The sequence below is a fragment of the Streptomyces sp. NPDC047085 genome (assembly GCF_040643735.1).
Lineage (GTDB): Bacteria > Actinomycetota > Actinomycetes > Streptomycetales > Streptomycetaceae > Streptomyces.
This window is the reverse complement of sequence record NZ_JBEYUW010000001.1, coordinates 560,147-572,023: the sequence shown is the minus strand read 5'-3', so window position 1 is coordinate 572,023 and position 11,877 is coordinate 560,147. Positions and strand designations below refer to the sequence as shown.

Genomic DNA, 11,877 nt, shown 5'->3' with positions numbered 1-11,877 from the left:
TTGTTCACCTATCAACGAGGGTCGCCTGATCGCATGACGTGCGCGCGCCCGGGCGCGTAGGCTCGGACGGGCCGCTCAGCGGCGGTGCGAAGGGGGAGAGATGGCATTCGCGGGCGGCGCGCGACGGCGGGCGGCGCAGGTGGCCGCGCGGCTGGTCCGGCCCCGCCCGGGCTCGTCGCGGCGCTCCCTGGCCGCCGGACTCGCGGCCGCCGTCCGTGCCCGGCCGCAACCGCCGCACGGCGTACGGGAGCTGTGCCGGGCGCTGTGCGAGGAGATGAGCGCACGGCGGGGCGGCCGGCCGGTGGAGCTGCGGTTCGAGCGCTTCCCGGACGAGATCGAGGTCACCGGGCTGTGGGTGGAGTTCCAGGACTTCGACCTGGTGATCGTCGAGGAGCGCGCGGAGGCCGTGCAGCAACTGGTCATCCTGGGCCACGAGCTGTGGCATCTGCACGCCGGGCACCGGCACCATGCCCCGGCCGGGGAGGCGGCGGCGCAGGCGCTGGCCGACGAACCGGGGTGGCGTGAGCGGGCGCTGGCCGATGAGCCCGGGTGGCGTGAGCGGGCCCTGGCGGCCGGGCCCGGGTGGCGTGAGCGGGCGCTGACGGTCGCGGCCCGCAACGGGTCCCGGGCCGCCGAGGAGGCCGAGGCGGACGAGTTCGGCCACCGGCTCGCCACGCTGTTCCGGCCGTACCTCACCGAACGCGCCCCCGACGCCCCGCTCGGCCCGCTCGACCCGGTGCAGCGCTCGCTCGGCTACCGCGGACGGGGCGGGGCCGCCCGGTGACCCCGTTGGCGCTCGCCCCCTCGCGCCTCCTCGACCAGCTCTACATCTCGTTCTGGATCCCCACAGCCGTCCTCACCGTCGCCCTGCTGATGAAGCTGCCCGCCATCATCCGGCTGTGGCGGGACCCGCTGCTGCGCGCGGTCGGCCGCATGCTGCTGCTCGCCTGCGCCGTCTTCGTGTTCTGCGTGCCATCCATGATCGCCTGGGTCAACCGGCTGACCGGCGTGCCCAACATCGCGGCGCCCTGGTGCTATTCGCTCATCACCGCGCTGTGCGGTTCCTGCCTGCTGCTCATCATCACCTGGCGCAATGGCCCGTCCGACCGGTCGGCGGTCACCCGGTGCGCGATCCGCTGGGTGGTGTCGGTGTACTGCGGGGTGATCGTCGCCCTGTGGGGGCTGTTCCTGCTCGCCGACGTGCCGGTGGAGCGGGTGCACGACCTCGACACGTACTACGCCACCACGCCGTTCATGCGCGAGGAGATCCTGCTCTACCTCGTCGCGCACGCCGTGGCCTGTGTGATCACGTCCCGGCTGATCTGGAGATGGGTGCGCACCGAGGGACTGGACGCGTGGCTGCGGTGGGGGCTGCGTCTGCTCGGTGCCGGGTATGTGCTGAACCTGGCCTTCGACGCGGCCAAGATGGCCGCCGTCGGGGCGCGTTGGTCGGGGGGCGACGGTGACCTGGACTGGCTGAGCACGGATCTCGCCCCGCCGGTCGCCGCGCTGTCGGCGATCCTGGTCGCGGCCGGGTTCATCCTCCCGCACGCCGGTCAGTACCTTCAGGACCGCCGGCGGATCCGCCGCGCCCACCGTGACCTGCGCCCCCTGTACGAGCTGCTGCGCGGCACGAGCGGCGAGTCCGCGCCGCCGGCGGCACCCCTCGCGGGTCCCGAACTGCGCCTCACCCAGCGCGAGACCTTCATCCGGGACCTGCTGCTCCCGCTGGCCCGCCACATCGACACGGACCTGACCCGGCGTGCCCACGACGCCGCCCTCACCCTCGGCCACGGGCCGGAGCGGGCGCGGGCGTTGGCGGGTGCGGTGGGCATCCTGGCCGCGATCGAGGCGAGAAGCGGCGGCTCGGAGCCGGCCGAGGAGCACGAACGGCCCGAGCGGCCCGACCGGCCCGAGGGGTCCGAGCGGTCCGAGCCGGCTGCCGGGGCCGACGCGGCGGGCCTGCTCCAGGACATCGGCCCGATCTCCCGGGCGCTGTGTCGTCCCGGCGAGATCGAGGCGGTGCGTGTGCGCGTGCGGTCAGCCCTGGAACGGGAGTTGGGGGAGGCCCCTGCCCGCGTCCGGGATCACCAGCACTGAGCCCGACAGGGGGTGTGGTGCCGGCAGGCCCGCGCGGGCTGTCGTGATGTAGAGGTCCGTCAGGTCGGGGCCGCCGAAGGCGCAGGCGGTGGTGCGGGGGGTGGGGAGGGGGATCACGCGGTCCAGGGCGCCGGAGGGCGTATAGCGGTGGATCGCGCCCCCGTCCCAGAGGGCCACCCAGACGCAGCCGTCCGCGTCGACCGTGAGGCCGTCGGGGAAGCCCGCGCCCTTCTCGATCTCCGCCAGGGGGCGGCGGTTGTGGATGCCGCTGGAGTCGTGGTCGTAGTCGAAGACGTCCACACGTCTGGTGGGGGTGTCGGCGTAGTACAGGCGGCGGCCGTCCGGACTCCAGGCCGTGCCGTTGCTGACGGTGACGTCGGGGAGGATCGTCGTCGCCTCTCCGTCGCCGGTCAGGCGGGACAGCGTGCCGCCGCCGGGTGCCTCGTCGTAGCGCATGGTGCCGGCCCAGAGCGAGCCGTCCGGCGCGACGGCGGCGTCGTTCCCGCGGCGGCCCGGTGCCGGGTCGTGGTGGAGCCAGCGGAAGGTGTCGTCGGGGTCCAGCAGGCCCACGCCGTCACGGAGGTTGAGGACCAGACCGCCGTCGGCGCGGGGCTTGACCGCGCCCACGTGCTGGTCCGTCGTGCGGATCGTGCGGCGGCCGGAGGAGGGGTCGTAGGAGTGCACGCGCATGCCCAGGATGTCCACCCAGAGGAGCCGGCCGGTGGCCGGGTCCCAGGTGGGCCCCTCGCCGAGGGTGGCCTCCGCGCGTACCGCCACCTCGTACGGTGCCGTCATGCCGCGCCCCGGTGGCCGAGCCGCTCCGACAGTTCCGTCGCGCCCTTCACGGCCAGCTGCTCCAGCTCCGCGCGCCGCTCCTCGCTCCAGCGGATCATCGGGACCGAGATGGACAGGGCGGCGACCACCCGCCCGCTGCGGTCGCGCACCGGTGCGGCCACACAGCTCACGTCGGGGTTGGACTCGCGGCTCTCGACGGCGATGCCCCGCTGCCGGATCTCCGCGAGGGCGGCGCGCAGCGCGGCGGGGTCGGTGATGCTGTTCGGGGTCATCGCGGCCAGCTCGGCGTCGTCGGGGATCCGCGCGGCCAGCTCCTGCTCGGGCAGCGCGGCCAGCAGCATCTTGCCGACGGAGGTGCAGTGGGCGGGGAGGCGGCGGCCGGCCGCCGAGACCATGCGGACGGCGTGCGTGGAGTCGACCTTGGCGATGTAGATGACGTCGGTGTCCTCCAGGATGGCCACGTGGACCGTCTCGTCGCAGGTCTCGGCGACCGAGCGGGCCACCTGCTGCCCCTCGGCGGCGAGATCGAGCTGCTCGGCGTAGCGGCTGCCGAGCTGGTACGGGCGTACGCCGAGCCGGTAGCGTCCGGGCTGGCCCGGCACCTGAACGATGTACGAGCGGGCGGCGAGCGTGGTGACCAGCTCGTGCACGGTCGTGCGCGGCAGCTGCAGCTTGCGCACGATGTCGGGGGCGGAGAGCGTCCCGTCCCCGTCGAGGAACAGCTCCAGAATGTCGAGAGCCCGGGTCACGGCAGGCACGAGGCGTCCCACGTCCGGCCTCCTCCCTGTGTGTTCGAAATTTCAACAGGCGATCGGAATAACGAACACAGGCTAGTCACCCTGCCTTACGCGGGCAATGGGCCGGAACGAGCCGGACACACACCGCCGGAACGAGCCAGCCGCACACCGCCCGGACGAGCCCGGGCACCATGGGTGCCATGGACCTCGACTTCCAGCTGGTGCTGCTGCGCCGCATGGCCGACCACAACCCGGATCTGGTCGACGACGCCCGGCGCCGGCTGGGCGCGTCCCTCGCGGACATGAGGGAGGCGAACAAGCGCTGGCAGGCCATGGTCCGGTCGCCCAGATCGCGGTCCGCCGCCGCCCGGTACCGGTCGGTCCTCGGGCCCCCGGAGGCCGTCGTCCCGCGCCGCCTCGGTGACGTCGACTGCGAGGCTCGGCAGTGGACGCTGCCCCTCTGGCCCGACCTGCGCTTCGAGGTGCTGGTCTCCCCCGACGGCGCGGTCTGGAACGAGTGGCTGGTACGGGCACGGGGCGCCCCGGCCCCGACGCTGCGCACGCTGGACGACCTCGCCCCGTGGTCCTGCACGGTGGACGAGGCCGCCCGCGCCTTCGCCCCGGCCCGCCCGCTGGAGGGCACGGCACCCACCCGCTGGGGCCTCGCCTTCACGGCCCCCGACGGGGACGGCGTACAGCATGACGTCGTCGCCGAGTTCACGTGGGGGCTGCTCCAGCGGACGGCGATCCGCGCATGATCCGCACGTAAGGCGTCTTACGCGAAGGGCTTTACGCGTCGAACGCCGTCGCCCTGCTCTGCTTCTCCCAGGCGGTGACGTCCTCGCGGACCTGGTCGAGGTGGCCCAGCACGGCGCTCACCGAGTCGTCGCCGAGCGGCAGCCGCAGCGGGGTGGGCTCCGCCTCCAGCGCGGCCAGGATGACGGCCGCCGCCTTGGCCGGGTCGCCGGGCTGCGTGCCGTGGCCGCCCTCGACGAACCCGCGGGTCTCGCTCACCTTCGCGTACGCCCCGCTGTCCCCGCTGGCCTGGGCCCGGCCGGCCTCGAACAGCGCGGTGCGGAACGCGCCCGGCTCCACGATCAGCACCTTGACGCCGTATTCGGCGACCTCGTCCGCGAGCGCCTCGGACATGCCCTCCAGCGCGAACTTGGTCGCGCTGTACGCCCCGAAGCCCGCGAAGGACATCTGCCCACCCATGCTGCTCATCTGCACGATCGCGCCCGAGCGCCGCTCCCGCATGTGCGGCAGCACCGCCCGCACCAGGGCCGCCGGGCCGAAGACGTGCAGGTCGAACAGGTCCCGCAGCTCCTGGTCGGTGGTCTCCTCGACGGCACCGACGTGGGTGCGCCCCGCGTTGTTGACCAGCACGTCGATCCGCCCGTGCCGGGCCACCACATCCCGTACGGCCGTCTCGATCGCGGCCGTGTCGGTGACGTCCAGCCGCAGCGCCTCCACCTGGTCGGGGTGCGCGGCCACCAGATCGTCCAGGGCCTCGGCCCGCCGGGCCGCGCCGACCACCACGTCACCGGCGGCCACCGCCGCCTCGGTGATCGCCCGCCCGAAACCGCTGCTCGCGCCCGTCACCAGCCATACCTTGTTCATCACAACTCCCGTTGGGCCTCATCGGCTTCGACATGAACAACACTGCGGCCGCACCCCGTTGCCCGTCCAAGACCCTCGGTGATAACCAACGGCTATGACCATGGACGTCCACGCCCGCGATCTGCGCTACTTCGTCGCGGTCGCCGAGGAGCTGCACTTCACGCGCGCGGCCGAGCGGCTGTACGTCTCCCAGCCCGCGCTGAGCAAGCAGATCCGGGCGCTGGAGCGGCAGCTGGGGGCGGAGCTGTTCCGGCGCGACCGGCACGGGGTGGCGCTGACGGCCGCGGGCGAGGCGCTGCTCCCCCATGCGCGCGCGGTGCTGGCCGCGTGGGAGGCGGGCGCGGCGGCCGTGGAGGCGGCCAAGGCGGCCCAGCGCAGCACGCTGACCGTGGGCATGAGCACCAGTCCGGGCCGGGGCGGCCTGCTGCCCGCGATCCGCTCCCGTTTCACCGCCGCGCATCCCGAGGTCACCGTCCGGCTGCGCCAGCTGAGCTGGGACGATCCGACGGCGGGGCTGGCGGACGGCACCGTGGACGTCGCCTTCGTCTGGCTGCCGCTGCCGGACGAGGAGCGCTACGGCTGGACGGTGGTCGCCGAGGAGCCCCGCCTGGTCGCCCTGCCCGAGTCGCATCCGCTCGCCGCCCGCGCCGAGGTCGACTTCGCGGACCTGCTCGACGAGCCGTTCCTCGCCCTGCCCGCGAGCGCGGGCCCGCTGCGCGACTACTGGCTCGCCCTGGACGCCCGCGCCGGCCGCCCGCCCCGGATCGGCGCGGAGATCGCCGGGGCGGAGGAGACCTACGAGGCCCTGGTCGCGGGCCTGGGCATCTGCCTGGTCGCCGAGGGCAACGCCCCTCTGATCACCCTGGGTGGCGTCACCACCCGCCCGGTCAACGGGATCGGCCCGAGCCGCTATGCGCTCGCGTGGCGGCGCGAGGACGGGCAACGGCCGCTGGTCCGGGCGTACGCGGAGGCGTGCCGCAGGACGGTCAGCCGGTGACGTCCGCGGCCGCCGCCAGGATCGCCTCCGTCACGCGCGGCAGCGAGGCCGGATGGAGGAAGAGGAACAGGTTGGGCTCGACCAGCTCCAGCTCCATCACGCGGGGCTGTCCGTCCTCCCCGTCGACCAGGTCCACGCGCGCGTACAGCAGCCCGTCCGAGCCGCCGGGCACGGACGTCAACGCCTTCTCGGCGACGGCGAGTTCGGCGTCCGTGGGCTGCCAGGGCTCCAGACCCGGGTGGGCCACCTTGTCGGCGTCGTACGGCGTGCCGGGGGCGAGGACGGCGCCCTTGCGGCTGGCGTGCAGCAGGCGGCCGCCGAAGAACTGCAGCGCCCGCTCCCCGCTGACGTCGATGCCGGACACGTACGGCTGCACCATCGCGGTGAAGCCCTCCGCGTGCATCCGCGCGAGCTGCCGTAGCGCCGTCTCGTGTTCGGCGGGGGTGTATCGGGCGGCGAACCGGGCGCCCGCGCCCGAGGTCGGCTTGATCACGTACTCGTGGTCGGGCAGGTCGGCCGGCTCGTCCGGAGCGAAGTAGCGGGTGGGGACGGTGGGCACGCCGGCCGCCGCCAGTTCGCCGAGGTAGCGCTTGTCGCTGTTCCAGCGCACCACGGGGGCCGGATTGGCCAGGCGCGTCACGGCGCCGACCCGCTCCACCCACGCCTCGAACTCCGCGGCGCGCCAGCTGTAGTCCCAGGTCGACCGTATGACGACGAGGTCGTAGCGGCCCCAGTCGACGTCCGGGTCGTCCCAGTACCGGCTCTCCGCCTCGGCCCCGGCCTCCCGCAGCGCCCGCACCAGCACCGGCAGGTCGCTGTCCTTGCCCGGCTCGGCGCCGGGGTCGTAGGTGGCGAGGGCGATACGGGGCACAGCGGGGCTCCCTGTCGTACGACGGTTCGATCGGCTGCGAGGCTAACAAGCGCTCGCGGAACCGGCCCAGCCCATTTGACCTTCACCTTCGGTGAAGCCCCAGCATCGGTGGCGGACGACGAGGAGCGCGAGGAGCTTCATGGAGTTGCTGACGATCGGTGCCTTCGCCAAGGCGAGCCGGCTGTCGCCGAAGGCGCTGCGGCTGTACGACGAGCTGGAGTTGCTGCGGCCCGCCCGGGTCGACCCCGACACCGGCTACCGGTACTACGCCGTCGAGCAGCTCCCGCAGGCCCGGCTCGTGGCCTGGCTGCGACGGCTCGGCATGCCGCTCGCCGAGATCCGCACGGTGTGCGCCCTGGACGCGGCGGGCGCCGCACGCGAGATCCGGGCGTACTGGGCGCGTGTCGAGGCAGAGACGGCCGTGCGGCGGGATCTCGCCGCGTTCCTCGTCGACCAGCTGACCGTGGAGTCAGGAGACGTCGAGTCGAGAAGGGACCACACCACCATGCTGGAACTGCGCTACGCCGCCCACACCGACCGCGGGCACGTCCGCCCCGCCAACCAGGACACCGTCTACGCGGGCCGCAGACTGCTCGCCGTCGCCGACGGCTTCGGCCCGGCGGGGGCGTCCGCGAGCGGTGCCGCCGTGGAGGCACTGCGGTTTCTGGACGAGGGAGAGGAGCTTGCCGCCGGCAGCGTGCTGAACGTGCTGGAGGACGCGGTGCGGGGGGCGAGCGAGGCCGTCCACGATCTCGCGGAGGGCGGCGAGGAGAACGGCACCACGCTGACCGCGCTGCTGTGGACGGGCTCGAAGCTCGCCCTCGTCCACATCGGGGACTCCCGGGCGTACCTGCTCCGGGACGGCGAGCTGTTCCGGATCACCCACGACCACAGCGTCGTGCAGTCCCTGATCGACGAGGGACGGCTGACGCCGGAGGAGGCCGAGAGCCATCCGCAGCGGACACTGCTCCTGAAGGCCCTCGGCGGCGGCATGGCCCCGCTTCCGGACCTGCGACTGCACGAGGCCCGAGCCGGTGACCGGTATCTGCTGTGCTCGGACGGGCTGACCGGGGTCGTGCCGGACGAGCGGATCAAGGAACTCCTCGCCGGCGAGGACGCGGTGCGCACGCTGATCGCCGAAGCGAACGCGGCGGGCGGCCCGGACAACGTGAGCTGTGTCGTCGCCGACGTCGTCCCGCCGACCCACCCGCCCGTATCTGTCGAATAGACACCTCATGTGGCTGACGGGCCAAGTGAAACTTGTGCCCATGGCGACTTACGGCACCGATGCGTACGACGGTATCGACGGGCTCCCACCCCTCGTGCGGGAGGCGTTGAGTCGCGCCCGCGCCCATCGTTTTCCGTACTCCTGCCGCCCCGAGCAGGGCCGCCTGTTGCACGCCCTGGCAGGCGGTGCCCGGGGCCGTATCGGGGAGACCGGTACGGGGTTCGGGGTGGGGCTGGCGTGGTTGGTGTCGGGGGCGCGGGCCGGGGTGCGGGTGTACAGCGTGGAGAGGGATCCGGAGCGGGCTCGGGCGGCGGCCGGGGTGTTCGCCGAGCGCCCCGAGGTCACCGTGCTCAGAGGGGACTGGCGGGGGATCGAGGAGTACGGTCCGTTCGATCTGCTCGTGCTGGACGGCGGTGGGCAGGGCAAGGTGCCCGGGGACGCGGCGGCCGATGTCGAGCGGTTGCTGGTGCCCGGCGGGACGGTCGTCGTGGACGACTTCACCCCGGCCACCGGGTGGCCGCCGCTGCACGAGGGCGCGCCCGACCTCGCCCGGCTGCACTGGCTGGAGCATCCCGCGCTGCGGTCGGCGGAACTGCGGCTCGCGGACGATCTGAGCACGGTCGTCGGAACGCGGCGGCTGGTGTAGGAAGGGTGCAGATGTCCCCGAGACTCGAGGAGTGCGCCGCGTGTCCTCCCTCTTTCCCGCCCTGGCGGACGGTCCGGGCGAGCGGGTCGCCCTGCGGTTCGGCGAACAGTCGCTGACGTACGGAGGGCTCGCGGCGGCCGCGGGCGCGGTCGCCACCCGGATCCGGGGCGCCGGCCGGGTGGCCGTGTGGGCGACCCCGGAGCTGGAGACCGCCGTCGCGGTGACGGGCGCGCTGCTCGCCGGGGTGGCCGCGGTGCCGCTCAACCCGAAGTCGGGCGAGAAGGAGCTGGCTCATATCGTCAGCGACAGTGCGCCGGACGTGATCCTGACGGCGCCCGGTGCGGAACTTCCCGGTGTGCTGGGTGAGTTGGCGCGGCTCGACGTCGACGCGTCCGAGGCCGACGCCGTCCCGGAGGAGCGGGCCTCCGACGAGGACCCCGCGCTGATCGTCTACACCTCCGGCACCACCGGTCCGCCCAAGGGTGCCGTCATCCCGCGCCGGGCGCTCGCCGCGACCCTGGACGCGCTGGCCGACGCCTGGCAGTGGACCGGGGAGGACGTGCTGGTGCACGGACTGCCCCTGTTCCATGTGCACGGACTCGTGCTGGGCGTCCTCGGCCCGCTGCGGCGCGGTGGCGGCGTCCGGCACCTGGGGCGGTTCAGCACCGAGGGGGTGGCCCGGGAGCTGAACGGCGGCGCGACCATGCTGTTCGGGGTGCCGACGATGTACCACCGGATCGCCGAGGCCCTGCCGGACGATCCGGAGCTGGCGAAGGCGCTGTCCGGGGCCCGGCTGCTGGTCTCCGGCTCGGCCGCGCTGCCCGTGCACGACCACGAGCGGATCGCGGCTGCGACCGGCCGACGCGTGATCGAGCGGTACGGCATGACGGAGACGCTGATGAACACCAGCGTGCGCGCCGACGGGGAGGCCCGCGCGGGCACCGTCGGCCTGCCGCTGCCGGGTGTGGAGCTGCGGCTGGTCGAGGAGGACGGCACGGAGGTGGCGGCGTACGACGGGGAGACCGTCGGCGAGATCCAGGTGCGCGGCCCGAACCTGTTCACCGAGTACCTGAACCGGCCCGACGCGACCGCCGCCGCGTTCACCGCCGACGGCTGGTTCCGGACCGGGGACATGGCCGTGCGGGAGCCGGACGGGTATGTGCGGATCGTGGGGCGCAAGGCCACCGACCTGATCAAGAGCGGGGGTTACAAGATCGGGGCGGGCGAGATCGAGAACGCGCTGCTGGAGCACCCGGGGGTGCGCGAGGCGGCGGTCACCGGGGAGCCGGACGCGGACCTGGGCGAGCGGATCGTGGCCTGGATCGTCCCGGTCAATCCTCAATCACCGCCTGTCGCCGATGAGTTGGCCGACCATGTGGCCCGGCGGCTGGCGCCGCACAAGCGGCCGCGTGTGGTGCGCTACCTGGACGCGCTCCCCCGCAACGACATGGGGAAGATCATGAAGCGGGCGCTGGTGGCCGATGCCTGAGCGGCTGTCGGCCCGGGAGGTGCTGGCGCTGGTCGCGGACGAGGCGACGTTCACCGAACTCCCCGGCCGGATAAGGGAACCGAAGACCGACGGCCCGCTTGCCTGGGAGGGGTACGACGCCTCGCGCGCCCGTGCCGCCGGGCGCACCGGGGAGGAGGAGTCCGTCGTCTGCGGCACCGCGCGCGTCGGGGGCACCCGGGCCGTGCTGATCGCGTTCGAGTTCGGCTACCTCGGCGGATCCCTGGGCGAGCGCACCGGCGACCGCATCGAGGCGGCGTACCACCATGCCCGGGCACATCGGCTCCCGGTGGTGCCGTTGGTGGCGACCGGCGGCAGCCGGATGCAGGAGGGCATGCTGGCGCTGACCCAACTGCAGCGGGTGGCCCGCGAGTCGGCGCTCACCCGGGAGGCGGGCCTGCCGCAGATCGCGGTCCTGCGGGACCCCACGACCGGCGGCGGCTGGGCCACCCTCGGCGCCGGCGCCGATGTGATCCTGGCCCTGCCGGGCGCCCAGGTGGGCTTCGCGGGCTCCCGGGTCCGGCCCCCGGACGCGGACCCGGCCGCCTACACGGCGGAGGCGCAGGTGGCGGCGGGGTCCGCGGACGCGGTCGTACGGCCCGAGGAGCTGCGGGAGACGCTGGGGCGGTGGCTGCGCCTGCTCACCACCCCGGCGGGGGACGCCCCGGCGCCGCGCGCACTCGGCGCACCGGACCTCCCGGGCACCGGCTGGGAGGCCGTCCAGCGCGCCCGCTCCCCCGAACGCCCCCGCGCCCAGGCCTACCTGGACGCCTACTTCACCCACCGGGTCGCCCTCAGCGGCGACCGCTGCGGCGGCACGGACCCCGAGGGCATGCTGTGCGGGTTCGGCGAGCGGGACGGCCGTACCGTCGCGTACGCGGCACAGACCGGGGCGGCGACCAAGCCGGCCGGGTATCGCACCGCGGCCCGGCTGATCCGGCTCGCGGACCGCCTCGACATCCCGGTGCTGACGCTGGTGGACACGCCGGGCGCGGCCAACGGCGCCGAGTCCGAGCGGCAGGGGGCCGGGGCCGCGATCGCCGGGCTGTTCGGGGAGGTGGCCTCCGCCCGGGTGCCGATCACCACGCTGGTCATCGGCGAGGGCGGCTCCGGCGGGGCGCTGGCGCTGGCCGCGCCCGGCAACACCTGGGCCACGCCGGACAGTTACTTCTCGGTGATCGCCCCGGAGCTCGCGGCGGCCATCCTCAAGCGCCCGCCGGAGGAGGTCGAGACGACCGCGGGACAGCTGCGCATCCGGCCGCAGGACCTGGTGGAGCTGGGGGTGGTCCGGGGCATCGTCGACACCGAAACCGACGCCGACACCGAAGCCGACACCGACACCGACACCGAAACCGCGGACCACCCTCGCCCCTGAA

General features: G+C 74.1%; 12 protein-coding genes. 8 read left to right on the top strand and 4 right to left on the bottom strand.

All coding sequences use genetic code 11. The features are described 5' to 3' along the window. Nucleotides 1–100 precede the first annotated feature (100 nt). Both ABZ865_RS02290 and ABZ865_RS02285 read left to right on the top strand, forming a co-directional pair. Entirely contained in the window at nucleotides 101–784 is a 684-nt protein-coding gene (locus ABZ865_RS02290) for a toxin-antitoxin system, toxin component family protein (RefSeq protein ID WP_361222540.1), read from the top strand. Further along, nucleotides 781–2,100, top strand: coding sequence for an MAB_1171c family putative transporter (locus ABZ865_RS02285; protein ID WP_361222539.1), 1,320 nt, complete (start codon nucleotides 781–783; stop codon nucleotides 2,098–2,100). Before ABZ865_RS02290 ends, ABZ865_RS02285 begins: the two co-directional genes overlap by 4 nt. Here ABZ865_RS02285 and ABZ865_RS02280 read toward each other — a convergent pair. After that, the gene (locus tag ABZ865_RS02280) at nucleotides 2,041–2,895 is read right to left on the bottom strand and encodes an SMP-30/gluconolactonase/LRE family protein (protein ID WP_361222537.1); all 855 of its coding nucleotides are present in this window, start codon (nucleotides 2,893–2,895) and stop codon (nucleotides 2,041–2,043) included. The genes ABZ865_RS02285 and ABZ865_RS02280 overlap by 60 nt on opposite strands. Continuing rightward, nucleotides 2,892–3,665 (bottom strand): IclR family transcriptional regulator, encoded by a 774-nt coding sequence (locus ABZ865_RS02275; RefSeq protein ID WP_361222535.1) that lies wholly within the window; start codon nucleotides 3,663–3,665, stop codon nucleotides 2,892–2,894. The genes ABZ865_RS02280 and ABZ865_RS02275 overlap by 4 nt, the downstream gene beginning before the upstream one ends. A 167-nt stretch (nucleotides 3,666–3,832) precedes the next feature. Here ABZ865_RS02275 and ABZ865_RS02270 point away from each other — a divergent pair, with 167 nt between their 5' ends. Then, entirely contained in the window at nucleotides 3,833–4,390 is a 558-nt protein-coding gene (locus tag ABZ865_RS02270) for a hypothetical protein (protein WP_361222533.1), read from the top strand. 31 nt (nucleotides 4,391–4,421) lie between these two features. Here the strand turns inward: ABZ865_RS02270 and ABZ865_RS02265 are convergent, their stop codons facing one another. Continuing rightward, nucleotides 4,422–5,252: an oxidoreductase gene (locus ABZ865_RS02265; protein ID WP_361222531.1), complete on the bottom strand. Its 831-nt coding sequence runs from the start codon at nucleotides 5,250–5,252 to the stop codon at nucleotides 4,422–4,424. A 94-nt stretch (nucleotides 5,253–5,346) separates the two neighbouring features. Between ABZ865_RS02265 and ABZ865_RS02260 the strand changes: the two genes are divergently transcribed. Then, nucleotides 5,347–6,249 (top strand): LysR family transcriptional regulator, encoded by a 903-nt coding sequence (locus ABZ865_RS02260; protein ID WP_361222530.1) that lies wholly within the window; start codon nucleotides 5,347–5,349, stop codon nucleotides 6,247–6,249. On the opposite strand, the gene ABZ865_RS02255 is transcribed toward ABZ865_RS02260, so the two are convergent. Continuing rightward, nucleotides 6,239–7,120: a hypothetical protein gene (locus ABZ865_RS02255; RefSeq protein WP_361222528.1), complete on the bottom strand. Its 882-nt coding sequence runs from the start codon at nucleotides 7,118–7,120 to the stop codon at nucleotides 6,239–6,241. The two genes, ABZ865_RS02260 and ABZ865_RS02255, sit on opposite strands and share 11 nt — an antisense overlap. Before the next feature lie 139 nt (nucleotides 7,121–7,259). Here ABZ865_RS02255 and ABZ865_RS02250 point away from each other — a divergent pair, with 139 nt between their 5' ends. Genes ABZ865_RS02250 through ABZ865_RS02235 form a run of 4 tightly spaced genes read left to right on the top strand, consistent with a single transcriptional unit; the run spans nucleotide 7,260 to nucleotide 11,876 of the window. Then, nucleotides 7,260–8,348: a MerR family transcriptional regulator gene (locus ABZ865_RS02250; protein ID WP_361222526.1), complete on the top strand. Its 1,089-nt coding sequence runs from the start codon at nucleotides 7,260–7,262 to the stop codon at nucleotides 8,346–8,348. A 40-nt stretch (nucleotides 8,349–8,388) separates the two neighbouring features. Then, nucleotides 8,389–8,994 (top strand): class I SAM-dependent methyltransferase, encoded by a 606-nt coding sequence (locus ABZ865_RS02245; protein ID WP_361222524.1) that lies wholly within the window; start codon nucleotides 8,389–8,391, stop codon nucleotides 8,992–8,994. A 40-nt stretch (nucleotides 8,995–9,034) separates the two neighbouring features. Further along, nucleotides 9,035–10,483 (top strand): acyl-CoA synthetase, encoded by a 1,449-nt coding sequence (locus ABZ865_RS02240; protein WP_361222523.1) that lies wholly within the window; start codon nucleotides 9,035–9,037, stop codon nucleotides 10,481–10,483. Beyond that, on the top strand, nucleotides 10,476–11,876 hold the full coding sequence (locus tag ABZ865_RS02235; RefSeq protein WP_361222521.1) for a carboxyl transferase domain-containing protein: 1,401 nt from the start codon (nucleotides 10,476–10,478) through the stop codon (nucleotides 11,874–11,876). The genes ABZ865_RS02240 and ABZ865_RS02235 overlap by 8 nt, the downstream gene beginning before the upstream one ends. Nucleotide 11,877 lies beyond the last annotated feature (1 nt).